20 protein-coding genes are annotated in these 24,483 nt (G+C 62.6%); 7 read left to right on the plus strand and 13 right to left on the minus strand.

What is annotated here, in order from left to right; translation table 11 throughout:
* The first annotated feature begins 3 nt into the window (after window positions 1–3).
* Window positions 4–306, plus strand: coding sequence for a 50S ribosomal protein L27 (rpmA, locus tag NZ585_05915; protein ID MCS7079572.1), 303 nt, complete (start codon window positions 4–6; stop codon window positions 304–306).
* A gap of 90 nt (window positions 307–396) precedes the next feature.
* A complete protein-coding gene (obgE, locus tag NZ585_05920) occupies window positions 397–1,407 on the plus strand; it encodes a GTPase ObgE (protein ID MCS7079573.1) in 1,011 nt (336 codons plus the stop codon).
* On the opposite strand, the gene NZ585_05925 is transcribed toward obgE, so the two are convergent.
* Window positions 1,382–1,609: a hypothetical protein gene (locus NZ585_05925; protein MCS7079574.1), complete on the minus strand. Its 228-nt coding sequence runs from the start codon at window positions 1,607–1,609 to the stop codon at window positions 1,382–1,384. The genes obgE and NZ585_05925 overlap by 26 nt on opposite strands.
* 97 nt (window positions 1,610–1,706) lie before the next feature.
* Between NZ585_05925 and NZ585_05930 the strand changes: the two genes are divergently transcribed.
* Entirely contained in the window at window positions 1,707–2,423 is a 717-nt protein-coding gene (locus NZ585_05930) for a hypothetical protein (protein MCS7079575.1), read from the plus strand.
* Between the two features lie 368 nt (window positions 2,424–2,791).
* Here NZ585_05930 and lspA read toward each other — a convergent pair whose 3' ends face one another.
* From lspA to NZ585_05955, 5 genes are all read right to left on the minus strand, one after another.
* Window positions 2,792–3,295 carry a signal peptidase II gene (gene lspA / locus NZ585_05935; GenBank protein ID MCS7079576.1) on the minus strand — a complete coding sequence of 168 codons (504 nt, stop codon included), beginning with the start codon at window positions 3,293–3,295 and terminating at the stop codon, window positions 2,792–2,794.
* Window positions 3,296–3,306: 11 nt separating this feature from the next.
* Window positions 3,307–3,684 carry a hypothetical protein gene (locus NZ585_05940; protein ID MCS7079577.1) on the minus strand — a complete coding sequence of 126 codons (378 nt, stop codon included), beginning with the start codon at window positions 3,682–3,684 and terminating at the stop codon, window positions 3,307–3,309.
* A 430-nt stretch (window positions 3,685–4,114) separates the two neighbouring features.
* Window positions 4,115–6,997: an excinuclease ABC subunit UvrA gene (gene uvrA / locus NZ585_05945; protein MCS7079578.1), complete on the minus strand. Its 2,883-nt coding sequence runs from the start codon at window positions 6,995–6,997 to the stop codon at window positions 4,115–4,117.
* Window positions 6,998–7,008: 11 nt separating this feature from the next.
* Window positions 7,009–7,551 (minus strand): peptide-methionine (S)-S-oxide reductase MsrA, encoded by a 543-nt coding sequence (msrA, locus tag NZ585_05950; GenBank protein MCS7079579.1) that lies wholly within the window; start codon window positions 7,549–7,551, stop codon window positions 7,009–7,011.
* Window positions 7,548–8,471 (minus strand): cation diffusion facilitator family transporter, encoded by a 924-nt coding sequence (locus NZ585_05955; GenBank protein ID MCS7079580.1) that lies wholly within the window; start codon window positions 8,469–8,471, stop codon window positions 7,548–7,550. The genes msrA and NZ585_05955 overlap by 4 nt, the downstream gene beginning before the upstream one ends.
* Window positions 8,472–8,480: 9 nt before the next feature.
* Here NZ585_05955 and NZ585_05960 point away from each other — a divergent pair, with 9 nt between their 5' ends.
* Window positions 8,481–8,633, plus strand: coding sequence for a hypothetical protein (locus NZ585_05960; GenBank protein MCS7079581.1), 153 nt, complete (start codon window positions 8,481–8,483; stop codon window positions 8,631–8,633).
* Here the strand turns inward: NZ585_05960 and NZ585_05965 are convergent.
* Entirely contained in the window at window positions 8,630–9,367 is a 738-nt protein-coding gene (locus NZ585_05965) for a hypothetical protein (GenBank protein ID MCS7079582.1), read from the minus strand. The genes NZ585_05960 and NZ585_05965 overlap by 4 nt on opposite strands.
* Window positions 9,368–9,566: 199 nt before the next feature.
* On the opposite strand from NZ585_05965, the gene NZ585_05970 reads away from it, so the two are divergent.
* Window positions 9,567–11,708, plus strand: coding sequence for a serine/threonine protein kinase (locus NZ585_05970; GenBank protein ID MCS7079583.1), 2,142 nt, complete (start codon window positions 9,567–9,569; stop codon window positions 11,706–11,708).
* A gap of 14 nt (window positions 11,709–11,722) precedes the next feature.
* Here NZ585_05970 and mgtE read toward each other — a convergent pair whose 3' ends face one another.
* The 6 genes from mgtE to NZ585_06000 all read right to left on the minus strand — a co-directional run bounded on the left by mgtE (window position 11,723) and on the right by NZ585_06000 (window position 23,191).
* Window positions 11,723–13,093, minus strand: coding sequence for a magnesium transporter (gene mgtE, locus NZ585_05975; GenBank protein ID MCS7079584.1), 1,371 nt, complete (start codon window positions 13,091–13,093; stop codon window positions 11,723–11,725).
* Window positions 13,094–13,298: 205 nt separating this feature from the next.
* Window positions 13,299–13,997, minus strand: a complete 699-nt coding sequence (locus tag NZ585_05980; GenBank protein MCS7079585.1) for a hypothetical protein — start codon at window positions 13,995–13,997, stop codon at window positions 13,299–13,301.
* A gap of 27 nt (window positions 13,998–14,024) precedes the next feature.
* A complete protein-coding gene (locus NZ585_05985; GenBank protein MCS7079586.1) occupies window positions 14,025–17,480 on the minus strand; it encodes a rod shape-determining protein in 3,456 nt (1,151 codons plus the stop codon).
* 38 nt (window positions 17,481–17,518) lie between these two features.
* Window positions 17,519–19,222 (minus strand): hypothetical protein, encoded by a 1,704-nt coding sequence (locus tag NZ585_05990; protein MCS7079587.1) that lies wholly within the window; start codon window positions 19,220–19,222, stop codon window positions 17,519–17,521.
* Between the two features lie 213 nt (window positions 19,223–19,435).
* Window positions 19,436–21,334 (minus strand): tetratricopeptide repeat protein, encoded by a 1,899-nt coding sequence (locus NZ585_05995; protein ID MCS7079588.1) that lies wholly within the window; start codon window positions 21,332–21,334, stop codon window positions 19,436–19,438.
* Between the two features lie 294 nt (window positions 21,335–21,628).
* A complete protein-coding gene (locus tag NZ585_06000; GenBank protein ID MCS7079589.1) occupies window positions 21,629–23,191 on the minus strand; it encodes an MBL fold metallo-hydrolase in 1,563 nt (520 codons plus the stop codon).
* 61 nt (window positions 23,192–23,252) lie between these two features.
* On the opposite strand from NZ585_06000, the gene NZ585_06005 reads away from it, so the two are divergent.
* Complete coding sequence (locus tag NZ585_06005; GenBank protein MCS7079590.1) at window positions 23,253–24,245, plus strand: energy transducer TonB; 993 nt, start codon at window positions 23,253–23,255, stop codon at window positions 24,243–24,245.
* Window positions 24,214–24,408 carry a hypothetical protein gene (locus tag NZ585_06010; protein ID MCS7079591.1) on the plus strand — a complete coding sequence of 65 codons (195 nt, stop codon included), beginning with the start codon at window positions 24,214–24,216 and terminating at the stop codon, window positions 24,406–24,408. The genes NZ585_06005 and NZ585_06010 overlap by 32 nt, the downstream gene beginning before the upstream one ends.
* The last annotated feature ends 75 nt before the right edge of the window (window positions 24,409–24,483 follow it).

Here is a 24,483-nt window from a genome sequence, read left to right on the forward strand (position 1 = left end):
GTTATGGCTCACAAAAAAGGCGTCGGGAGTTCGCGCAACGGACGCGACTCGCACTCCAAACGATTGGGCGTCAAACGCTTCGGCAATCAGTTTGTCAAGGCCGGTGAAATTCTCGTCCGGCAGCGCGGCACGCGCTTCAAGCCAGGCAAAAACGTCGGCATGGGGCGTGATCATACGCTTTTTGCCTTAACGGCCGGACACCTGCTGTTCCGCGATCGCGGTCGGCTAGGGCGTTACATCGAGGTGATTCCACTCGAAGCACCGGCTGCCGCAGCAGCTGGCCCGGAGACCGCCGCCGCTGTTTGAACGGCGTTCGCCGAACTTCCCTAGACTTCCCAATCCTTAACGCCCAAGCCCAAGGTCGCGCGCGGCCTTGGGCTTTGCTTTCCCCACCCGATGTTTGTTGACGAAGCCATCATTCACGTCGCGGGCGGTGACGGCGGCAATGGCTGTATGGCTTTTCGCCGTGAAAAGTTTGTCCCGCGTGGCGGCCCGTCGGGCGGTGACGGCGGCAAGGGCGGGACGGTATACCTCCGCGCCAGCCAACATCTCAATACCTTACTGATGTTTCGCTACAACCCGCGCTATGTAGCCGAACGTGGCGGCCATGGCGAGGGCAACAATCGCCATGGGCGCGATGGCGAAGACTGTATTGTGGATGTTCCCGTGGGGACGCTCGTCTATGACGCTGATACTGGCGAGTGCCTAGCTGACCTGACGACGGTGGGGCAAACCGTCGCCGTTGCACGGGGCGGACGTGGTGGACGAGGCAATGCGCGTTTTGCTTCATCGGTCAACCGTGCGCCGCGCCGCCACGAACCGGGCCGCCCCGGCGAACGGCGGACACTGCGGCTTGAACTCAAGCTCCTTGCCGATGTCGGACTGCTTGGCTACCCAAACGCCGGCAAATCCACATTCATTGCGGCGGTTTCCGCTGCGCGCCCCAAGATCGCCGATTATCCGTTCACGACGCTAGTCCCCAACCTTGGCGTCGTTGGATTGGAAGACTACCGGAGCTTTGTCATCGCCGACATTCCGGGCATCATCGAAGGCGCACACGAAGGACGTGGGCTAGGTCTTCAGTTTTTGCGGCACGTCGAGCGTACGCGCTTGTTGCTGCATCTGGTGGATGTTTCAGTGTCGGCGGAACGCGAGCCGGTCGCAGCCTATGACGCCATTGAGCGCGAGTTGGCGCTTTACAATCCTGAACTCGCTGCCCGACCGCGTCTAGCCGTCGCCACCAAGCAGGATATCGCCGATCCAGCGCGGACGGCGGCGTTGAGCGCGCACTGCGCAGAATTGGGCATCGAGTGCTTTCCGGTGTCGGCTGTGACAGGCGAAGGGATCAAACCGCTCATTCAACGCATTGCGCAGATGCTTTTTAGCGCACATCCCGAATCAGTGTAGCGATAATTCGCCGTTTGGCGTGCGGTGGTTGGACGCGCCGCTTTCCCGTGTGGCGGCGTTCCGTCATGCACTGCCCGCACGGCGCGGTGGTTTCCCCGGCGACAAGTTTTTCGGCGCGTTTACGCCAAGCATTGCCACATAGTCTTGAAAACTGCGCCAGCACTGAAAAAGTCTTGATGGGGCAGACCTTTTTTGTTGTCATACCCGTCTGTCAGTCCGTCCAACACGCTTTTCCAGCCGACGCGCTGCGTTCGGTGTGTCGGCTGAAACGCAAACCTTTCAGCAAGGAGGCGTTCGTTATGTTTGTCGTGCGGGTGGCGAACAATGCCCACTACATGGATGACGAGGAGACATACATACACTCCCAGTACCCAACTTGGGCCGAAGCGGTCGCCGCCGCCCGCCAAATCGTGGACAGGAGTCTGACCGAGTACTTCCAGCCGGGTATGGACGCCGAGAGTCTCTACGCTCAGTACATGGCGTTCGGGGACGACCCGTACATCGTGTCACCACCGGAGGGAGAAGGCTTCTCAGCTCGAGAGTACGCCAAGCAACGATGCATCGAGCTGTGCAGTCAGGGTGCCGTCGCATCGGAAGCTCGCGCCGCTTCCACAGCAGATGCCGCTCGAACAGACCCCAAGGCGAGGTCAACCGCGACGAAATACCTGCGAGTGACAATCAACGATACGCTTGGGTTTTGGGACGACAACTTAGGGACGCATGTCTTCAACCCAAATTTCAAGCAAACATTCACCGTCTGGTATCGCGTACCGGAAAACTGGGTCATGGAGGGCACGGTCGGCGCTGAGCGACGTGAAGCGATCTTTAGACATCTCTACGGCGACAGCTGGCGGTTGGGCAATGCGGACGGTTCAAAGTACTTTGTGCTGGCGTGCGACATCCACGTGTTGACGCCTCCCGAAGTAGAGCAACGCCCGTGGTTGACGACAGCGCAGCCCTGCTATGTCGTCGCCGAGGCAGACACTGTGGAAAAAGTCAGCCCTGAGACGCTATAGCGAAACATTCGCCGGGACTCGTAACCGACGCGATCTCTCGCGCCGCCCGTCCCTGATTTCGCTTGGAATCCGCTTGGGATTCGGCCTCGTGTGTTCGGCATCCGCATACCGGCAAGGCAGCCAAATCGTACCGGCGCAGTACCCACCAGATGGCGTTGGGCGTCGGGCTGGCGAAGTCGTCCGGCGTGACCCGCTCGTGCGTCACATTGGGCACCCACTGCCCGTGACCAGAATCTTGCGCCAAGCCGCGCTGCCCTGTCGAGCGCGATGATCTGAGCGTTGTGCGTCCAGCCCACATACCGAATCGCTAATCCAGTGACGCCCGCGCCGACAATACGATGTCTGCATCCCAACCCGCCATACGCGGTTTACGCGCTTGGTTTCGGCGCACGTCGTAGATCGCCCAGTGTATCCAGCGCCAACAGGAACGCGCCGATGGTGATGCAACTGTCCGCGACATTGAACGTTGGGAAATGCCACGTTCCCCAGTGAACGTCGAGGAAATCAACGACTGCGCCGTGAACGACGCGGTCAATGGCGTTACCCAGAATGCCGCCCAGCAGACACGTCAGCGTCACCCGTAGGAGGCGGCGGTCGCTCGGCGTCCACCAGAGATAGAGGCTCACGCCGACGGCGGCGCAGACGGCGATACCCAACAGCGTTAGCCGCATAGTGGGCGTACCGCTGTTAAAGAGGCTGAAGGCGATGCCTGGATTTTCGGCGTACCGAAGGTGAAAAAAGCCCGGAATGATCCGTACAACGGCGTCTGTTGGGCGCAGCGACCAGTAGGCCCACGCCTTGCTCAGTTGATCCAGCGCGACCAACCCGCCGGCCGCCAGAAACGCTTGGTAGGGCGGCCTATGGTTGTGCACGGCGGACGCCGTCACGCCACACGGCGCTTGTAGTAGTAGTCGTCCAGCGCCCGCACAGCAAAGCTAAGGATTTTCCCCACGTCGCCGTCCTCACGTCCACCTTCCTTGGGGTCGGTGTTGAGCGTTGCCGTGATTTCGCCCTGTTCATTAGCTTGGCAATCCACGTTGCCAAGCTTGGTTTTGACTTCAACCAGCGCGCCAAGCACATCCTGATTGATCACCACCACGCAGTCGAGGTTGCCAAAGGCATAGATCAGCTCATCTCCAGCGCGGGTGGGGGAGGTGCGATGTTCTTGCCAGAGGCGTTCAATAAGCTTGTAGAGTTGTTCAACGAGTTGGGCGTGCTCGCCCCCAAAGCGGCAGGCGGCGGCGGATTCAATGACCGGCACGATTGGACATTCTCCTTAGTACACGAGGCATCTTGGTTCCGACGTGGATTATGGAAAGCCCGACTCCGGGCTACAAGCCATGATTAGCGGCAGGGCAGGAAAGAGGCAACGTAAGTACGTAACCTTTCCGAGAGCCGGTGCACTTCAACAAAATGTGGCGAGTTAACCTGCCGGTCGGCGGCGGGAAGTGGTCACAGCGCGTCAGAGCAGGACAACCGCGCGGCGGAAAAGTTGGGGCGTTCTTCGTCGTCATGTCCGCCATAGATGCTGGTGTGCGCTCCCTACGTGAACCTATCGAGGCGTCGCTACCGCCGCCCTCCAAGCCAGCGCACGCGCTATCTCTACTCGAAAAAAAAACAGCTCTGGCACGGCTGCGCTTCTGTTTGGGCGCTTTGTTCACGTTCCAAATAGGACGGCGCTTCCAAGCTCTTTATGGAGCAAGTCGTCCGGTCGCAAAAAGCGATTGTAAAAACCGCCCCGTGTGCGACGCCGCAACAGCCGCCACGGCTTCCGGCGGGCCGACGGCGACTACCTCGCCCCCGCCAACACCGGCTTCCGGCCCCAAATCAATCACCCAATCCGCCGTCTTGATCACGTCCAGATTGTGCTCAATGACCAACAACGACGCCCCGGCCGCCAGCAGCCGTTCAAATACCCCCAGCAACACGGCAACATCGGCGAAGTGTAAACCCGTCGTCGGCTCATCGAAAATCAACAGCGCCCCGGCAGCCGCGCCCTCGGCGATATGCGCCGCCAGCTTGAGCCGCTGTGCCTCGCCGCCGGAGAGCGTCGTCGCCGGCTGCCCTAGTCGCAGGTAACCCAACCCTACCTCATCCAAAACGCGCAACCGCTCGGTCAGCTTCCGTACGCCGTCGAAGTGCACCAGCGCCTCGCGGACGGTCAACTGCAACACTTCGTGAATGTTTTTTCCACGAAAGCGTACGGCCAGCACCTCCGGCGTAAAGCGCGTTCCGTTGCAGGTCTCACACGGCAACTCGACATCGGCGAGAAACTGCATCTCAATCGTCACCGTTCCCGCGCCCTGACACGTCTCACACCGTCCACCCGGTACGTTGAACGAAAAATGGCCAGGACCAAAACCGGCGCGCTGCGCTTCCGGCGTCTGCGCAAAAACTTCCCGGATGACATCGTAGGCCTTGATGTACGTCGCCGGATTCGACCGCGACGACCGCCCAATCGGCGACTGGTCAACCACGATGGTCTGTGTGACGCGCTCATGACCCTCAATCGAAGCGCAGACGGCGGCCGCCGCTTCCGGCGAAGCCAGCGCCCGACACAACACCTCGTGAACCAACGTGGACTTCCCTGATCCCGAAACACCCGTGATGCACGTCAGTACGCCCAGCGGGATGTCCACGTCAATCCCCTTCAAGTTGTGGACGGCCGCCCCGCGCAAACGAATCGCATGCGTCCACGAACGGCGTCTCGCCGGCAGCGGAATCCGTCGGTCGCCGCGTAGGTAAGCCGCCGTCAGCGAGCGTTGATCGCGCAGCAGCGCGTCATACGTCCCCTGAAACACGACTTCTCCGCCTTGCTCACCCGCGCCGGGGCCAATGTCCACAATGTAATCCGCTGCGCGAATCGTCGTCTCATCATGCTCGACGACAACGACCGTATTCCCGCCGTCGCGCAAACGCGCCAGCGTCGCCACCAGCCGCGCCGTGTCGCGTGGATGCAGGCCGACGCTCGGCTCATCCAAAACGTACAGTGCACCAGTCAGCGCCGCCCCCAGATGCGTGGCGAGCTGAATGCGCTGCGCCTCACCGCCGGACAGCGTCCCGGCCGTCCGGTCGAGCGTCAGATAGTCGAGGCCGACGTCACTCAGAAAGCGCAGCCGACTGGTGATTTCCTCAAGCAGGCGGGCGGCGATTGTGCGGCCTTCCGGCGTCAACCGGTCGGGCAACGCCGTAAACCAGTCCAGCGCCTCCCGGATGGAAAGTCGCGTGACGGACGGCAAATCGCGTCCGCCGACCCGTACGGCGCGCGCTTCCGGGCGCAGGCGGCCGCCGTTGCAGTCCGGGCAGGTCGTGTAGCCGCGATACTTCGCCAGCAACACGCGGACGTGCATCTTGTACTTCTTCGTCTCAAGCCAATCAAAAATGCCCCGCACGCCGCCCCAGTCGCCCTGCAGCTCGCCGTCAATCACCAGCCGCTTTTGTTCGTCCGTCAGGCTCCGAAAAGGCGCACGCCATGGAATCCGATGTCGCTTGCAAACCGCGTATAGCTCGCGCTTCGCCCAATCAAGCTGCGGCTTTTCGAAGGCGTCCACCGCGCCGTCGGCCAGCGAGCGGCCGGCGTCGGGAATGACTTTGGCCATGTCCACGCCGATGGTGCTGCCGAAGCCCTGACAGGTCGGACATGCCCCGTACGGGCTGTTGAAGCTGAACAACGTCGGTTCGGGCGGCGGGTAGGTCAGCCGGCAAGCCTTACAGGCGAACTGTTCCCCAAACCGCATCACGGCCGGCGTCGGACTCACCACGTGAACCGCCATCTCGCCGTGACCTTCACGAAAAGCCATTTCAACGGAATCCGTCAGGCGCGACGCCGCATCGGGACGCGCCGTCAACCGGTCGGCGATGACCTCGATGCCTTCCAACGTCTCGTGGGGAAAGTCGTCCGGCGTATTCAGCTCAATCACCCGCCCATCCGCAAGCAAGCGCCGAAACCCGCGTTGCAGCAGGCTCATCAACTGCGCGACGACCTGTACCCGCGTCGCCGCCGCGTCTTTCTTGCGCGGGCGCTTGGGCTTGGCGTCGGGCGGCGGCGCGGCGGTCGCCGCCAAGGGGAAAGTCACGTAAAAGCGCGCGCCTTCCGGCAAAGCCAAAACCTCTTCGACCACCGACTGCGGCGTATCGCGCCGCACGCGCGTGCCGCACCGGTGGCAGTACACCTCGCCGACGCGGGCGTAGAGCAGCCGCAGGTAGTCGTAGATTTCCGTCTGCGTGGCGACGGTCGAGCGCGGCTGGCGCGTCTGATGTCTCTGCTGGACGGCGATCGCTGGGCATATCCCCGAAATTTCATCCACGTCCGGCTTTGGCAGGCGCTCTAGAAACTGCCGGGCGTAGGCCGACAGCGACTCGACATAACGGCGATAGCCTTCCGCGTAGAGCGTGTCAAAAGCCAGCGACGATTTGCCCGACCCGCTCACGCCGGTGACAACCGTCAGCTTTTCGTAGGGGATGGCGACCGTAATGTTTTTGAGGTTGTGGACGCGCGCGCCGCGCACCACGAGTGGTTCAACGTTTGATGCGGCGACGACGGACGCAGTGGGCGGCGTGGCGGCGTCAGGCATAGGCCGACGGTTTATGACTTGACCTTGTCGAAGAAATGCTGGCGAAACTTGGCGACTTTGGGGGCGACAACCGCCATACAGTAGGGTTGATACGGATGGCGCGCAAAGTAATTCTGATGATAGTCCTCGGCCGGATAAAAGTTCCGCAGCGGCTCAATCTCCGTCACGATGGGCGCGTCAAACACCTTCCGAGCCGTGAGTTCCGCAACGACGGCTTCGGCCGTCGCCTGCTGTTCGGGCGTTAGGTAGTAAATGCCGGAGCGATACTGCGTACCGACATCCGCCCCCTGCCGATTGAGCGTCGTCGGGTCATGGATGACGAAGAAGACATCAAGCAGGTCACGGTAGCTTGTCGTCTGCGGATCGAAAGTGATTTCCACGGCTTCCGCGTAACCGGTTTGACCAGAACACACTTGTTGATAGGTTGGGTTGGGCGTCCGCCCGTTGGCGTAGCCGGAAACCACTTTTTCAACGCCGCGCATGGCGAGGTACACGGCTTCCAAACACCAGAAACAGCCGCCGGCCAGAACGGCGACTTCGCGCGCTTGAGTCATACGGACGCTTCCTCTGCGTTCAGAGCGTTTGAGGCGGCGGTTTCGGCCGGTTCAAGGTGGATGGTGATGTGGGCGATCCCGTACGCCTGTCGAATCTCTTCCTCCAAAAGGTCGCTGGTCGCATGGGCGCGGCGCAAGTCGTTGTGCCGAAAAACCAGCGTGAGTTCGGCGAAACCGTACGCGCCGCGTCCCCGCGACCGGACGTGGCGGACATCTGCGACATCGGGATGTCGCCGCGCCAGCGCAATGAGGTCGTCGCCGTCCACGGCGGCGGCGTCCATCAGGTCGTCAATCGCCGTCACCAGGACGTGGTATGCGCCCCAGCCCACCGCCGCAACAACAACCAGCGCAATGACGGGATCGAGCCACACCCAGCCGAGCCGCATCCCGACAAGACCGGCCAGAACGCCCAGCGTGACGTACACGTCGCTGAGCGTATGCTGGGCGTCCGCCAGCAGAAACGGGCTGCCGAGCCGTTGTCCGGCGCGGCGCTCATACCAGACGACCAGCAGGTTAACGACGAGCGTACCGAGCATGACGGCGAAGGTGAGGGTGGTCAGGTCGGCCGGCGCGGCCGTCCCCGACCACAGACGCCGGACGGCTTCCCGCCCAATTTCGTAAGCGATAATGCCCATCAGCGCCGACACCACGAATGCGCCAATCGGCTCCAGCTTGGCGTGGCCGTAGGGGTGTTCGCGGTCGGGAGGTTTGGCGGCGGCACGCATGAGCCAGACGCCGACGAGGTTGTTAGCGGCGTCGGTCAGCGAGTGGGCGGCGTCACTCAGGACAGCCAGCGACCCGGCCTGCCAACCGGCGACGGCTTTGGCGATAACCACTAGCAGGTTGGCGCTCAGGAGCGTCCAGAGGACGCGCCGGACGGCGACCGAAGCTGAGGTGGGGTGAGTGTTTGCGTCGGCCATGGCGCAGCCATGAGACCACGTTTGTACGGAAGCCGTCTATGCCGGGCGCTTTTTGCCCTAGGGGCGGAAGCCGGTGCGCTTTCCGAGGCGATGCAGCGATTTGGCCCGCATTTGGCGTGTTTCACACTGGGTTTCGCTATGCTGACGCAGAAACGGCTCTAAAATGGACGTCCACCGCCCGACCACTCCGCCCGCATCGTCCGCGCTTTCTCGGCGCTGAGGAGAAGCCCTTTGAAGGGCGGCAGCAGAGGCAACGTCATGGCATACGCACCTTTGAGGGTCAACCGCTCCGGGTTGCGCGCCGACAAAAAGCCCCGTCGGATGAGATGCTGCACCTCGTCGTTGCAAAAAGCTTCAATGTCGGTAAGTTCAAATCCCGGTGTAATCGCCTTCGGCGTTCGTTTTTCCCGACTTCGGATGGCTTTGAAGACTTGATACAAGCGGCCCAAGTCGGACTCACCAGGCAATCGGTACACCGTTTTCCGTTCCCAAGTGGGAAAAACCGACGGAAACGGCGCATTCGTCAAGGACAAGTTGAAACCGTCCGCATAAGGCTGGGTGAAATCCACCGTGACCGTCCCACTGATGACTGCAAGGGTGACGAAGCAGGTGTCTATGGAACTTCGATAAACCCCCAGCCGGTTTTCCACGCCCAACGATGAGGCGGCGACAAGCCTGAAGCCGAGCAGCTTGAGTTGGTCGTCTAAGGCGCGAAACACCGGGCCGCCCTCTACCAGTAGCCTATCCATCGGCTCCGGCGGCAGACGATACCGAGCCGGCTGGCGGTAGGTGAATTTGATAAGAAGCGGCAACCCGCCGTACACCAAAAGCGGAACGCCTACGAAAACAGTCCCAAGGACAACCAAGAGCGCGGTTGGATTCACCGGAATATCCATACGTCCTCCACCATTCGCCGACCGCCGGATCAGGCAAGACAAAGCGCGGTGATGTTACATCGGCAACTATGGGGCTGAAATTTTGCTATACTTAGCCGTCAAAAGCCGAGCTTCAACGCTGAGTTGTCAGGCGGCGTGGTTTGGCGCAAAATAGCGGCTTATCCCGCACAGCTTCGGTTCTTCGTGGAGACACCAGACCTTGACGACGATCCCCGATCCTTTCATTGGTGTCACCCTCGACGGCAAGTATCGCCTCGACGCCAAAATCGGCGTCGGCGGCTTCGGCGCGGTGTACCGGGCGACGCACTTGAATCTCAATCGCCCGGTGGCGGTCAAGGTCTTGCACCATAACGTTCACAATACTACGCCTGAAAACCTTGAACGCTTTCGGCAGGAAGGCGTCTCCGCCTGTTCGGTCTCCCATCCGAACGCCGTCGCCGTTCTCGATTTCAGCATCACGCAGGACGGCTATGCCTACCTCGTGATGGAGTTGCTGGACGGCCGACCGCTGAGCGACGAGTTGCAGGAGCGCTTTGTTCTCCCCTTAGAACGCTGTGTGGAAATCATTATCCCGGTGTGCGACGTACTAACCGAAGCCCATGCTTCGGGCATCGTTCACCGCGACATCAAGCCGGACAACATCTTTCTGCACCGGACCCGGCGCGGCGAAATTGTCAAGGTGCTGGATTTCGGCATCGCCAAGCTGGCGCGTCCGCCCAAGGGACCGGGCCGACCCAACCTGACGGCGACCGGCATTTTGATGGGGACGCCGGAGTACATGTCGCCGGAACGCATGCGCAACAAGCCCTACGATGGCAAGGCGGATGTCTATAGTTTAGGCATCATGATGTACCAGATGCTCACCGGCAAACTGCCGTTTGAGTCGCCGGACAATGATTTTGTCGCCGTGATGTGGATGCAGGTCAACGATCCGCCGCCGCCGCTACGGGGCTACAATTCGGCGATCCCGGTGGAAATTGAGCGGGTCGTCATGCATGCGCTTGAGAAGGACCCTGCTAATCGCCCCACAGCGGAAGAACTTGCACGCGAATTGCTGGCGGCGATGGGCGAGACGACATTTGGTTACTCATCCGGCAAATTCACGCTTGGTGGTGCGACGTCGGCTTCACCGGCGGTTGTCTCCGGCCTGCCGGCGCTGACCGCCGAGGGATCGGGCGTGCCGCTGCTTTTCGATTTGAGTTCGACCCTCGAAATTGTGACAACTCCGCTGACCGAGGTGGCTCCGATTGTGCATAACGGCCCTGTCCGACTTCAGGAAGTGGCCGCCGTTGCGCCGCCTCCGCCGCGCGTCGCGGAGAAAATTGGTGAAATCGCTGTCTTTGCTGGTCACAGCTATCCCAACAGCATCGCCTTCTCACGGGACGGGGAGTTCTTTCACTCTGCGCGCCGTGATCAGACCATTGGTATGTTCGCCACGGAGGACGGACGGGAGATTACTCGTTTCGCCGCCGGGCGGATGTTTCCGGTGCGCTGCATGGCGCTGAGTCCTGACAACCGGACAGCCCTGTTTAGCGGTGCGGATGACAGCCTCCGGTTGCGCGACGCCCAGAGCGGCAGTGAGTTGCGCCGGTTGTTCGGGCATACGTTGGTGACGACAGTCGCCTTTTCGCCGGACGGCCGCCAAATCGTCACCGGCGGGCAGGATAAGACGGTTCGGTTGTGGGAGACAGCTTCCGGTCGTGAACTACGGCGTTTTACCCAACACGCTGACGAAATCGCTTGCGCCGCCTTTGCGCCGGACGGTCAATCGGTGATTGTCATGACCGTTGCGGGCGACATTCATCTGTGGGCGACAGAGACCGGCCGCCGTCTGCTGTACTTGCCGCCGGATGAAACCACCTACGATTCGCTGAGCGTTTCCATCTCGGACGACCGCCAACGCCTTGTCGGCAGTGAACTCAAGCAGGTCAAAACCGCTGAGAGCGAGGCTCGCCGCCGCATCAAGCGGCTCGATATTGGGCAAATCCCCTACGGCTCATCGCAGGTAGTCTTCACGCCCGACGGGCGGCGGGTCGCCTCCGTCAGTCTGGATTCGACAATTCGCCTTTGGGAAGTCGCCGACGGCAAACCGCTTCAGGTTTTCATCGGCCATGGCAACTACGTCAACAGTCTGGCGATTTCGTCCGACGGCAAACGCCTGCTGTCGGGCAGTGACGACTGGACGGTTCGCCTGTGGGATATTGAAAGCGGCCACGAAATCATCCGTTTCACCGGCCACACGGATCGAGTTCACCATGTCGCCCTTCACCCGAACGGCGCGTACGCTTTCTCATGTAGTGCGGACGGCACAGTGCGTCGTTGGGGACTGCCGCCGGTGTGAGCGCCGCATTACGGCTACACGCCAAGCAGCCAGCGCGCTGTGAAGAAGTAAATCAGCAAACCGGTGATGTCCACAATCGTCGTCAGCGCCGGGCTGGCGATCACAGCCGGATCAAACTTCAAGCGCGCAGCCGCCAGCGGCAACAGCGCGCCGATGAGCGTCGCCGTTACCACCTGCACAGCAAGCGCCACGGCAATGACGCGCGCAACGCCCGCCAAGGTAACGCCGTGGGGCAATTCCGCTCCCTGCGACAGCCACATCACCTTCGCCCACGCCAAAAAGCCCAGTACGGCGGCTAGAAAGACGCTGACTTGCAGTTCTTTGAAAAACACGCGCCAGGCGTCGCGCGGTGTGATTTCACGCAGAGCCAGCGCCCGGACGACAACCGTCGCCGATTGACTGCCGGTGTTGCCGCCGGTGTCCGCCACCATCGGCATGTAGAGCGCCAGAATGATGACCTGCGTCAACGTCTCCTCAAATTTGTGGATAATGACGCCCGATACCAACCCTAGCGCCGCCAGACCAACCAACCACCCTACCCGATGTTGAACATGCTTCCAGAAGGGCGTCCGCAAATAGCCGTCCGTCCCCGTGCTTCCGGTGATCGCCATGAAGCGCCGCATGTCCTCGGTGTGTTCCTGCGTGATGATGTCAATGGCGTCGTCGTGCGTGATGATGCCGACCAGTGCGCCGTCTTCGTTGACAATCGGCAGCGCAATGAGATCGTACTTTTGAATGATGCGCGCGGCGTCTTCCTGGTCATCGCTCGTCCGGGCAAAGATGACATCTTCGTGCATAATGTCGCGCACAGTAGCGTCGCGTCGCGCCAAAATCAGGTCCTTGAGCGACACGAAGCCAAGCAGGCGGCGGTCGTCGTCCACAACATACGAGTAGTAAATCGTTTCCTTGTCGGGAGCGACTTCGCGCAGGCGCTCAATCGCGGCGGCGACCGTTAAATCCGGCGGCAGCGTGGCGTAGTCGGAGGTCATCACCGCCCCCGCCGTCCCGTCTGCATAGTTCGTCAAGCGCCGAATGTCCTCACGCTCGGCTTCAGCCAGCGCCGGCAGCACAGCGTCGCGGTATTCTTCCGGTAACCGCCGAAACAGGTCGGCGCGGTCATCAGGCGGCATGTCAGACAGCAGCCGCGCCATCTCGGCGCGCGGCAGCGTCCCGACCATCTCCACCTGAAGGCTGGGCGCAAGGTGGCTGAAAATCTCCGTACGCACGCTTGGCGTCACATCGCGGAGAACCGTCCAGACCGCCTTTGCTTCGAGCTCAGAAAGCGCCTCGGCTGCAACCGCCGGATGGCTTTTTTCGCACAGCGCCCGCAGGGCGTCCGTCGGATTAACAGTCGTCGCCTGGGCGTCGGTCTGCTGGGGTTTCACCGGAGCGCACCTCACAACAGGCGGAGTCGTGCGGGGCCGGCGACGCGGCACAGTGCGTCGCACAAAAGGCGCGATTGTGCGCCGCGTTGCGCGGCGCGTCAAGTGACAAAGTCAAGGCGCTCGGTGGAGAAAACGTTTGTACCGTCGCCGTTTGGTGTACAGCGGTTCCCTCTGGACGCTGAGGACAGCCCTACCCCCCGAACTGCTACTCGATGCGCAGGCGTCCCCGTGCAATGACTTGCCCCTGCGCGTCAAGTCGCGCCGGCGACTCAACAACGACATAGCCGCTCCCTGGCTGGGCGCAGTCGAAAACAAAGCGGTAGTTCTGCTCAAAATCGCCGGCGTAAATCACTTCCTGCGCCGGGAAGACCAGTCGTTCACCGTGTTCGTCCAACTCCAGAAACAAGCCGTTGGGATTGACGGAAAAATGCTGGGTGAGGGCGTCAATGTGGCCTCTCCGTAGGCGCTCCCGATAACGCGCCGTGATGTCCGAAATCCGCTGATTTTCAAAGGCGGCGGGCGGCGGCGCGGGCAGTGCCGTGTGCGGTGACGCCTCCCTCAGCCCCGCCGCATACCCTATGCTTGGCAACGGATGCGGCGGCGTCTCCGGCGGCGTTAGTAGCGTCGAGAGTTTGTTTTTCAAGTAATCCACTTCCCGCCGAAGTTCCTGCAGGTCAGCTTCCAACTTGGTGTTGCTCCGGTCAGTTGGTCGGTCGCCGGGTGACGGCGACCGCTCTTCAAGCCGTTCAAGCCGCGCCGCTTGTTTGCGCCACTGTGCGGTGTCTTCAGCCTGCTCGCGTACCTGCACCTGAAGCGGGCGAATCACGAGGAGATAGAGCGCCGCCAACCCTAGCAAACTCAACGCCGCTAGCGCCGCCGCCGCCACTGCGAGTACATCGTCCATGCTGGTTTCCTCCTCCCGGACGCTGCCCTACTCGTAGCTCACCGGCGACCGACGCGGTTCGGGTTCGTCAGGGAGCGGCGGCTGGTCGTCATACAAACCAGCCTTGCGTGCCATGTCCTCAATCAGCGGATACGGATGATCCGGCAAACTCGTCACCAGCTTAAGGTCGGCGTCGGCATAGAGAACGCCTGTGAGAAATAGCGCCAGCGGTGTCAGCGCCGGATAGTGCCGGCCGCCCGTCAAATACCCATTGATGGTCGCCCACTTGCGCTGCGGGATGAGGTCGGTTGAACCGCGCGACGTAAACAGCGTTAGCAATGGGTCAAGCGGCTGCGCCGTCCCCGGCGGCTGGACTGTAACCTGCCGAATATCAGTATCCGGCTCCATCTCGAACAAGCGCTTGAGGTCGGGCTCGCTCCAGCGGTCAAACCACCGTACTGGACGCGGGCCATGCATCATCGCGCCGTCGCTGACCATCACTTCCGGCAGATTCAAGCCGGCAAACGGCGCGGTGCGCCGCTGGACGGTTTGCGCTCCCGCCACCGCCAGCGCCCCAATCGGCACGTTAGTTTTAGCGCGGCTGATGTCGCCTTCATTGAGCAACGTCACGTCGTGAATACGCAGGTCGTCCAGACAGGCTTTCGCTTCAGGCGACAGTCCAGCCCCCGCCCGCCGTTTGAGTCGGTCTAGCAGCGCCTCGGCTTCGGTCAGCAGCGCCGCGCCGGAACGCTCGAAGTCCGCAAAAAGCAACAACCCCCAGGCGTTGCCGCCCAACACGAGATGGACGCCGTGGGGCAGCCGCGCTTGATTCAGGTTGCGCTCAATCGCCGCCGCCGCCGCTTGCACCAGCCCGTAGGCGAGCAAGTGCCGGAAGAAGAACTGCGCGCAAAATCGCTGGTAGGCGTCGCGGTAGCTCTGATGCTCCGGCAGCGTCGCGTCGCGCTGACGCTTCAGGATGATGTGCTCACGGTGGACGAACACTTCACTTTTGAGTTCATTGACGCGCAGCAGGTAGAAGGTCGGCAGCGGCAGGTTGTGTTCGCGGAGTCCCGGCATGTCGGCGACATCCATTTCGGCGGCCGCTAGGTCGTCCGGGGCTAGCAACAGCCCCAGGTGGCGGCGGAACACCTCGGCTCGGCGCAGTTTCAGACGCGGCGACAGGTTTTGTTCGGCGGTACGGAAAAATTGCCGTCCCGCCAATCGTAGGCTGTCCAGCACAAGAATCTCCGTCCCACGCCGCACGGCGATGTCAGCCGTCCCGCCGCCTACGTCAATGAATAAATCGAGCCGATCTGGGCTCGGCGGTAAGTTCGCGCCGGCCGCCGCTGCTGCGCTTTCGTCTACGTCCGCTCGGTAGTGCGCGGCGGCATCAAAATTACGCGCGCCATAACAGAGCTGCTGCACGACGCTGATGCTGCGCCGGTTCTGCTGATGGAACACATCCCGGTCGGTTTTATTCATCGCCAACGGGAAAGTAAACGTGTAGTCCATCACACGCGCACGCCGATTGAAAAACAGTTCGGCGTGGGCGAACAACAGCAGCAGGCGCAGGAACAGCGCGCGGTACGCCGAAGTGCGCGCCTGGTCCCACTTGAGGCTGTCGTGCAGGTCCCAAGCGTTCACGCCGCCGCCGGCCGCTAGCATCCGGTTGAGGCCGTCGGCGTAGAGGTTTGGGATGGCGGCGGCGAAGAAGTGCTCAACGGCGAGCGTGTCCGGCGTGACATTTTGCAGACCGGCGGTGCGGCGCGTCAGCAGGGTGGTAGAGAAATAGCCCTTTGCACCGCCCCAGTTGAACGGGGCAAACCCAAGGCGATTCGCGCCGTCGCCGTTCCACAGGCGCAGCGGCGCCAGTGAAAACCGAAGCGTATCAGTGACGCCGGCGGCGGCGAAGGCGACCGACGTGTTGCTTGTCCCGAAATCTACGGCAAGGTGAGCATCGGCAAGTGGCCGCGCGCCGGCGTCAGGCAGGCGAGCCAGTAAAACCACCCCGCGTTCAACGTCGCGTCCTTGGACAGGCCACCACCAACTCAAAGCGCGCGGCCGGTTCGGCGTACGCTCATCGGCGGCGGGCGGCGTCAGCAACGTGACGTATTCATCCTGCGCCGCGCCCAGTTCGTAGAGATCGCCCAGCCGTCCGGCTTCGTCCACGAGTCGCCAGCGCCCGGCGCGTTCACGTTGTCCCAAGCCATGCGCGGCGTAAAAGTGCCACTGCGGGTCCACTTTCGGCGGCCACAACGACAACGAGGCCACCGTCAGGTCGCGCGCCTCGAAGTAGCGCGCCGTCCAAGGAACTTCCCGTCCGCAGAGTTGGAACGTCCATTCCACGCTTTGCCCATCGAAGGCCAACTTGGCGCGTAAGTTCGCCCCGTCCTCCGCCAGGAGTTCGGGAAAATAGCTCAACAGCCGCGTCGTGACCGGCGCCATGCAGATGGAAACCTTTGAGGCGTCGGCCAGACCTTGCAGCCGATGCACCGGATGAATGAGCGCCAACCGCTGGTCGTCGCGGGGATAATCCACCCGTCCGGTGAAGTCGCTGAGAAACAGGCTCGCCAGATCAACAATTTCGTCCTGCGGCCCCAGCGGGAGCGTCTCCAGCCGCCCGCGCGTCTCAACACCGAGGGCGTTCGGCCCCAGCATCCGGTAGCTCACCGGCGACGGTCGTCCCGGCCCCAGCGCCGTCGTCATCCAGCTCGGCGGCGCTGGAAACCGATCCACGAGAAAGAAGGTTCGCCCGCCGTTGGCGTTTGGTTTTTGCAGCGGGTACAACTCCAGCAGTTCCGTCGGCTGCGCCTGCGCGCGAACGAGCGGCCAGCTGGCTGGACTCGGCGACAGACGGGGCGTTTGGTCAAGGCCGTAGGGCGCAGGACCAAACGCTGCGTCGCACAGCGCGTCAAGGATTTTTCCGAAGGTCAGCGGCAGCGCATCGCGCGCTACGCACCGCAGATGACGGTGGCACCGGTCGCGCTCAAAGCCGTCCGTCAGCAGTGCGTCCCGCGTCCGCGCCCAAGAAAGCAGGTCGCCGTCAAGGTAAGGGCGCAGATAGCCGTCGGTTCGCCAGCGGGAACGCGCTCGGGCCGGGAAAAAGATCACGTCGGGATAGACGCCGCCCACCGTCGTTGCACCGACGCTCAGGATTTGCACGTCGTGAAATTGTCCGGCCTGCGGATGGGTGGTTTCCAGCGCCGGCTGCAAGGCGGGCGGATACTCGCGCCCCAGCACGGCAGGCGTCAGCGGCTCGGTCAGGTAGGCGACGCCCATGGCGTGCAGGACAAACAATGTCAACCACTCCCAGCGAGCGGTTTCGTCGCCCTGCTCGACGGCCTGCCGAAACCGGTACGCCGTCGCCCAGACGGTCGGCAGGGTCTCGAAGAAGCGTGGGTCGGGCGTCGGCGGCGTAACCCGATGCGGATCAATCGGGAAGAACGTGCGGGGACGAAACCCCCCGACTTCACCAAGCATCCCCTGGTTGATGAGCAACCCCATAGGCTATTCCTAGGTACTTCCTAAGCCGGTCGGTGATGCTATGCGGCGGCTCCTCCGGCTCTGGCGAAAACTTCCGCCCAGACGAGTCGGGCGTAGTCGCCGCGCTTGAACCCCGGCGGCGGCGTCCAGCCGTAGAAGTCAAATGAAGTCAACGCTACCGCCGACTGCCCGAAGCGCAGCGCCTCCTGCGGCGTATTGTCGGCGGCCAGACCAAACAGCCGTGTCCGTCGTTTCATTCGCTCAATCACGGCGCGCTCCGCGCCGGGCGCAATGAGCTTGTCGAGGTCAGCGCGGATGTCAGGACTCCACCCTAACGTACGGTCGGGCGACACCATATCCACCATGGTGTCGCGGATGAGGTCAAGCGCCGTTTGGTAGGCGAGCCGGTCACGTTCCTGCCGGGTTGGGTCAAGCTGGTAAAGCCGGCGCAGGCCGCCAGGGTCGTCGCTCCAGCCACGCGCGTCCGCGTCCCAATCAATTTGGTATTTCAGCAAGTGAACGAGCACCGCCGTCGCCAGAAAGACTTTTTCAGCGTCCACCGGCCGACCGTTGACGGTGTAAATGGGCAAATCGCAGAGGCGCAGCGTCCCCAGCGCAAGCGTCGCGTCGCCCGACGCAAGGCTATACTCCCGTCCGCCGCCGACGCTGTTGCCGGCGAAGTAGTTGAGGGCTGCGACGGCGGCGACGACTTCCGTCGCGTTGAGCGGGTTGCGTTGGGTTTGTCCGCCGTTGCTCCAGCGTTCGAGGGCGTCCGGCTGTGGTTTGCCGATGAGGTAGAGTTCGTCAAAGGTCGGCGCGAGGATGTCGCGGTAATAGACGAGGCTGTGACGGGCGCGCAGCGGCAGGTCGGTCGGGTCGGCGTAGAAGCGGGTGAGGATTTGCCGCGCCAAGGCGATGCGTTCTTCGTCGTTGAGGACGGCGAAGGCTTCATGCGCGGCGTACTGCTGCGCCATTCGCCGGGCCTCTTCTTCCACATAGCGCGCGTCCGCCTGCCGGTCTTCAGGCAGCGGGCTGAAGGGCGGCGGTGGCGGCAGGAAGTAGGGCATCAGCAGACAGCCGCCGATGGTCCAGTTGAGGTTGCCGCGCTGCCGTTCGCGGGCGAGGAACTGTCCGATGACGGGCAGGGCGCAGGCCCCCGTGCCGCCATAGACGCTGCCGCAGATGAAGAAACGAACCTGACTTTGTTTGAGCGTATTGAAGTCAATTTGGCTGCCGGCCGGCGAGTTCCGGTCGGTCAGCGACGCGGCGAAGGCGGCGATGACGGGCGAACCGATGAAGGGCTTCTGGTAAAAGCCCCGGTTGATTTTCACATCGAGGTCTTTATCTTCGTAGAAGGCGTAGAGCAGGGGCGTCCCGTCGCGTTTGCCGGGCGCGTGGGCGAGTAGTTCGCGCAGGGTTGAAATCGGTTTGTCAAACCCCGGCAGCGCGAGCGGGTCAAAGTCTCGAATCTGGGTGTTGACCGTCATCGCCCATGGACTGGTCGCCAACGACGCCACGCCCGGCTCGCCGTCGCCGTCCTGCATCAGGTGTTGGATGTGACGGTAGCGACGCAGGGTGTCGTTGAGGACGTTGAGCGCGCCGGAGCTACGGTCGGGGTCAATGCGCCAGATTTCGAGTTCGTCGCCGGCGCTGGTCGGCCGTCCTTGGTGCAGGCGTGTCGGGAAGCCGACGGCGAGGAGTCTCACGAGCGCGTCGGCGACGCGCGTGCCATTCCCGCCGGTGACGATGATGATGTTTTTCATAACAGGTAGTTTACAAACCGCCGCGTTTCAATCCGGCTTATGAACTGAGGCTTCCCGGAACAACCCCAAGTCCGGCTTCGGCGCGCGGCCGCCGTGTCTGTTTCCGCCGATTGTGTCTAACCATTGTATACACCCAACCCGCCTCTCTAAAAGAACGCCTCTTTCCCCGCCGCGCAAAGACCCCCGTACTTGTCGAAGCAAGACCCGCAAGGGTCATGGCGCGGTGTCCGGGGACGACCGGCGAACAACTTCCAGCGCGGCGTGCGCCGGAGCAAAGTTTGGGTCTAGACGCAACGCCGACTCAAAGCATGCCTGCGCTCCGACCCGATCGCCCCGTTTGAGCCGGACGGCGCCAAGATTGAACCGAACCACGGCGGTGTCCACGCCAAGCGCCAACGCTTCCTGCAGTAGTGTCTCCGCCTCACTCAGGCGTCCAAGCGTCACGTAGGCGATGGCGCAACTCGTCAGCGTCGGCCCGTCCTGCGGCCCGTAGCGACGCGCTTCCGCAATTTGCGCCGTCGCGCCGGCGGCGTCCTGACGCAACGCCAGCGTCCGCGCGTAGAGCGCATGCGCCAGCGCCCAGTCGGCGTCCGTCGGCGTGACTTCCGGCGGTTTGGCGGCGATGATCCGCGCCAAAGTCGCATGCGCTTCCGCCTCACGTCCCTGACGCAAGTCAAGCTGCGCCGAACCCAGCAACGCTAGGAAAAAATTCGGCTCCCGCGCCAACGCCTGTTCGTAGTAGCGCCGCGCCCGCTCCGGGTCGGTCGTTTGACAGGCGTTGGCCAGCAGGACGTAGGGCAGCGGGTGCTGCGGGTCAGTCTCCAAAAAGCGCGAAAACAGCGTGATGTCGTTCCGCCAGTCGAGATTGCGCCGCGCCGCGCCGTAGGCGTAACTCGCCGTCAGTACGATGCCCAATCCGACGCTCACCGCCGTCCGCCGGTGAACGGCGGCGGTCGGCTTCGCCGCCGCGCCCAGCTTGACCAGCGCCCACCCAAGCGCAATCGCGTACGCCGCCGACGGCACATAAAGCCACCGCTCGCCAATAGCTGTCCAGATGGGAACGAAGACGTTGCTGACCAGCGCCAGCGTTGTGAACCAAAAGCCCACGACGAAGGTCAGCAGCGGACGCCGTCGGACGGCCGCCGCCGCGCCCGCCGCCAGCCCGATTGTCAAAAGCGCGCCGACGACGGTTCGCCAACTCCAAGTCGGGGTCAGGACAAGGTTGTGCGCGTCGTACCATGGCTTAAGCGGAAAGCCGAAAAAGACCAGCCGATACCATTCGAGCGAAACGCTCGACATTGTCACCAGTCGTTCCCAAAACGTCTGCGCGTACAGCGGGTTGCCGGACAACGCCCCCACCGGACGAAACCCCTGCCCACTCGCCAGCCGCAACCAAGCATACGGCAGCCACGGGAGAACCAACCAAAAGTACGGTTGCGTCACACGCCGCCAAAGCGACCATCCACTACGCCAGAGACGCCGCCGCATCCGTAGAGCTTCCGCCAACCACAGTCCCGCCGGCAACACGACCATATTTTCCTTTGCCAGCGTTGCCGCAAGGTACGCCGCCGCCGCGCCCGCGCGCCACCATTCGGCTCTCCGCGGTGAACGTCGCGCGCGAATCCAACTCCACCACATCAGCCCGCCGAAAAACATACCAAGCAACTCGGCGCGTCCAACGACGTTGGCGACGGCTTCCGTGTGGACGGGGTGGACAGCGAAAATCAGCGCCGCTAGGGCGCTGATCGTCGGTGCGACCCGGTACGCCCGCAACAGGTAAAACAACCAGCCGACGTTACAGGCATGGAGCAGGATGTTGGTCAGGTGGTAGCCTGCCGGCCGCAGCCCCCACACGGCGTAGTCCACCGCCAGCGTTACGGCGAACAGCGGACGGTAGTTGCTCAAGCCGGCCTGCCGGTGGTCCCAGTACCCGCTGAGGAACAGGCGCGGCGCGTCAGTCAGCGACCGGATGGCGGGGTTGTTGACGATGATCGGTGTATCGTCGTAGGTGAAGCCGTTCGCCAGCGTATTGGCGTACACTAGTACCGCCAGCCCCATAGCCGACCAAGCCATAGCGGACGGGCGGTTGGCGAACTTTGTCACGGTGAACATCTGTGCATTTTTGGTAGCGTAACCAGTCTGTCGGCGGGAAATCTTTTGCGCGCAGGAACACGCTCGACGCTCATGAAGCCTGTGATTTGTACCTTCTGTAACTCTGAAATTTACACCTACGTCGGCCCGGAACCGGTTGAACTAAAAGCGGTTCACTTCAAGCCGACCCGCCCTGCGTGGCCCGCGCCGAAGTCGGGCGACCCGTTGTTTTGTCCGGTCTGCGGCAGCCGTTTCGTTGGCGTTTCTGTTCAAAATCGGCAACTGCGTATGGTGGTTAGCTCTGCGTACACCGGCTCAGGCAACGTCGGTAAGCTCTAGTTCGCCAGTTGTCCGCCAGGCGACCTTGCCTTCGCGCGCCAGTTTGATGAGGTGCGCCTGTACCGACCGTGCCGCCAATGGGTGCAGCGCGGATGGCGTGTCGGCATACACCGTCGCCGTCAATGCCGCGACGGTCGTTTTTCCTTCCCGAAGCGCCGCCAGAATCTTCGCCTCACGTTGTAGGCGATGCGCGATATAGCTTTCAATGACGGCGTAGGGTTCAGTCAGCGCCGGCCCGTGACCGCCGGCGATCAATCGGATGGGCAAGCCCAACAGACGACGCAGCGACGCCAGATAGTCCGCCATATCGCCCTCGTCTGGATCAATCAGGACGCTCCCCAGCCCCACCACCATGTCGCCGCTAAGGAGCGTGCCGGTAGTCTCCTCAAGAAAGCACAGGTGTCCGCGCGCGTGGCCCGGCGTGAAGACGGCGCGCAGCCGCCAGCCGGAGCACATTGTCGCCGTCAAACTGTCGTTGCTGGGCGCTGCTGGCAGTTCACAGACATCGCCGTCGTCCAGCGTTCGGGAAATTGTCACTTTACCGTTTAGTAGCGCGGCTGTAATAGGGTGCGCCGCAACCGGGACGTTCCAGCGCCGGCCTAGATGCGCTGCACCGCCGACATGATCTGGGTGGTGGTGCGTCAACCAGATTTCCCGCAAGCGCGCGCCGGTTTTTTCAGCCAGTTGCGTCAAGTGAGCGTCCAGTCGGGCTTGTTCGTCGGGATAAGGTGAAGCCGGGTCAATGACGATAATTTCGCGCTCGCCAACTAGATAACAGTTTGTGTGGGTCGCTGGGGGGAGCGTTGGCGTCCGCACAGGAAATGTCACAACGCCGGGCGCTAGTTCGATAAACTCCGGCGGCTGACCGTGAGCGGCAGGGTGGTCGTGGGATAAAACGCGCAGGCGGTCAAAATCGCCCTGCTGCGCTGCGCCTTCCCGAATCCAGCGATAGAGGCTGCGGATACTGTGAAGCGTCGGCGGCACAAGCCGTACATCGCCGCGCGCCCAAGCGCTCAGTGCATCGGCGGGCGTCGTCCAGTTGCCTTCCACCATTTCGGCAGACCAAAGGTGCGGCTCTTGGTGGTCATCCAAGGGGCTGACAAAGAACGTCGTGTCGTAGCGACGCGGTACGCCGACCGGCGTCACCCACCGACCGGCGGGGATGAAGCGACGCGCATCAATCTGTACGGCAAACTGCGCACAAACTTCCGCAAACGTCAGGCGTCCGGCCATTAGGTCAGCGCGGACGGCGAGGCGCATTTCCGTGCTGGTCAGGCGGCTTTCGGCCAGCATCACGCCGGCTTCTTCAAAGACCTCGCGCACAGCGCAGGCGCATTGGGCGGCGTGTTCGGCGTCGGCGGCGTAGTGCACCGGAATCCGGCTGTCCTCTGGGTCACGGCGACCGCCAAGGAACGCATGGTAGCCGCCCAGAAACGGCATAGCTTCGGCGCGTTTGGCCCAGAAAAAGCGCCAGACGCCGGAAGAGTCTTGGCGGAGTAGAATGACAGCTGAAGCAGGCTTCGGAACAACAGGCGTCATAGGGCAATGATTAGCGTACACTGCGCTGGGTGGACGATACACGCTTTGGAGGCGAGCCGTCATGTCGCGTCGGCTAGTGTGGGTTGTCGTTTGGCTGACGGTTTGGTTCGCCGGGGCGCAGGCGCAATCGGGAGATGCGTTTACCGTCGCCGTCCTGCCACCGCGTCTAACGGATAACGTTGGCGGCGCATTGGGGGATACGATGGTAACGGCGCTTGAGCGGGCGCTGGCGCACGTCGGGTTGGTGGTATTGCCGCGCGCGCAGGTGTGGTCGGCCGTCGGCGACGCCGCTCCCAACTTCAATCCAACCTGCATTGAGGCGCAGGCGATGGGCGCGCGGGTAGGGAGCGCCGGGTACGTGCTGGCGGCGCTGCAACGCGGCGAACGCAGTACGACCGACCGGCGAACCGTCATTGGCGGGACGCTGCATCTCTTCGCCGTGGAGACGCGCACCGGGCGGTTGTTGGCGAGCGAACACTTGGATTTTATCGAAGACAGGGGTGGGTTTCTTGCAGCGATAGCGCCGTTGGTGGAAGCGGCGGCGGCGCGTTTCGCTGAACGGTGGCGTACGGCGCAGGCGCAGCTCGCTGCGGCAGCCGGACGGGACGAGATCAACTCAACGGCGATTGACTTACGGACAGGAGACATTCCGCCCGGCGTGACGCCGCCGGTTCCACAAACGCGCATCCGGCCAAAGCCGACGGACGCGGCGCGGAGTGCAGGGGTGGTAGCAACGGTGAGCGTCGAAGTTGTGGTGACGGAAGGCGGTGATGTCGGCGAAGTAACGATTGTGCGTTGGGCCGGCTACGGGTTGGAGGCGGCGGTAGAGGCGGCGCTCCGGGCGACTCATTTCAAACCAGCGACATGTTATGGAAAGCCGGTTGCGGCGCGTTTTCTGGTGGACTTCAACTTTCGGGCGGCCTCCCAAGCAGATAGGGTTCAAAGCCGACCCCACTGCGTCGCAGTAGATCAGCGCCAGCGCGAAACGCCAGCGCCGACCGGGCGTACGCGGTTTCTAAAATGTGCCGTTTGTCCTGTATCGGCTGGTCGCTAAAGAAGCGAGCGACTTCATCGGCGGTTGGCGGTTGCGGGTCGGCGTGCTGTGGGCGGAGAACTACGATTTCAAGCGGCTTATCCGCTTTTTGCGGCGTCTCGGCTTGGAGCGGGCGCGGCCAACGGAGCGCCGTCGCCGGAGCGGCAAGCAACAAGACCAGTAGGTTCACAGTCAGGAGTCGCCAAGTCGGCAAACAGGCGGGACGGCTCATCAGAAAGCGCCTCCGGTTTTGGAGGTC

It is taken from the genome of Chloracidobacterium sp. (assembly GCA_025057975.1).
GTDB lineage: Bacteria > Acidobacteriota > Blastocatellia > Chloracidobacteriales > Chloracidobacteriaceae > Chloracidobacterium.

Bases quoted from the DNA above. Each gene is read 5' to 3' on its own strand.
- obgE (MCS7079573.1), top strand. From the start codon at position 397: ATGTTTGTTGACGAAGCCATCATTCACGTCGCGGGCGGTGACGGCGGC.
- rpmA (MCS7079572.1), top strand. From the start codon at position 4: ATGGCTCACAAAAAAGGCGTCGGGAGTTCGCGCAACGGACGCGACTCG.
- NZ585_05925 (MCS7079574.1), bottom strand. From the start codon at position 1,609: ATGACAACAAAAAAGGTCTGCCCCATCAAGACTTTTTCAGTGCTGGCG.
- msrA (MCS7079579.1), bottom strand. From the start codon at position 7,551: ATGACTCAAGCGCGCGAAGTCGCCGTTCTGGCCGGCGGCTGTTTCTGG.
- NZ585_05995 (MCS7079588.1), bottom strand. From the start codon at position 21,334: ATGTTCACCGTGACAAAGTTCGCCAACCGCCCGTCCGCTATGGCTTGG.
- NZ585_05930 (MCS7079575.1), top strand. From the start codon at position 1,707: ATGTTTGTCGTGCGGGTGGCGAACAATGCCCACTACATGGATGACGAG.
- NZ585_05960 (MCS7079581.1), top strand. From the start codon at position 8,481: ATGAGACCACGTTTGTACGGAAGCCGTCTATGCCGGGCGCTTTTTGCC.
- NZ585_06005 (MCS7079590.1), top strand. From the start codon at position 23,253: ATGTCGCGTCGGCTAGTGTGGGTTGTCGTTTGGCTGACGGTTTGGTTC.
- uvrA (MCS7079578.1), bottom strand. From the start codon at position 6,997: ATGCCTGACGCCGCCACGCCGCCCACTGCGTCCGTCGTCGCCGCATCA.
- NZ585_05965 (MCS7079582.1), bottom strand. From the start codon at position 9,367: ATGGATATTCCGGTGAATCCAACCGCGCTCTTGGTTGTCCTTGGGACT.
- NZ585_05955 (MCS7079580.1), bottom strand. From the start codon at position 8,471: ATGGCCGACGCAAACACTCACCCCACCTCAGCTTCGGTCGCCGTCCGG.
- NZ585_06000 (MCS7079589.1), bottom strand. From the start codon at position 23,191: ATGACGCCTGTTGTTCCGAAGCCTGCTTCAGCTGTCATTCTACTCCGC.
- NZ585_05985 (MCS7079586.1), bottom strand. From the start codon at position 17,480: ATGGGGTTGCTCATCAACCAGGGGATGCTTGGTGAAGTCGGGGGGTTT.
- NZ585_05990 (MCS7079587.1), bottom strand. From the start codon at position 19,222: ATGAAAAACATCATCATCGTCACCGGCGGGAATGGCACGCGCGTCGCC.
- NZ585_05980 (MCS7079585.1), bottom strand. From the start codon at position 13,997: ATGGACGATGTACTCGCAGTGGCGGCGGCGGCGCTAGCGGCGTTGAGT.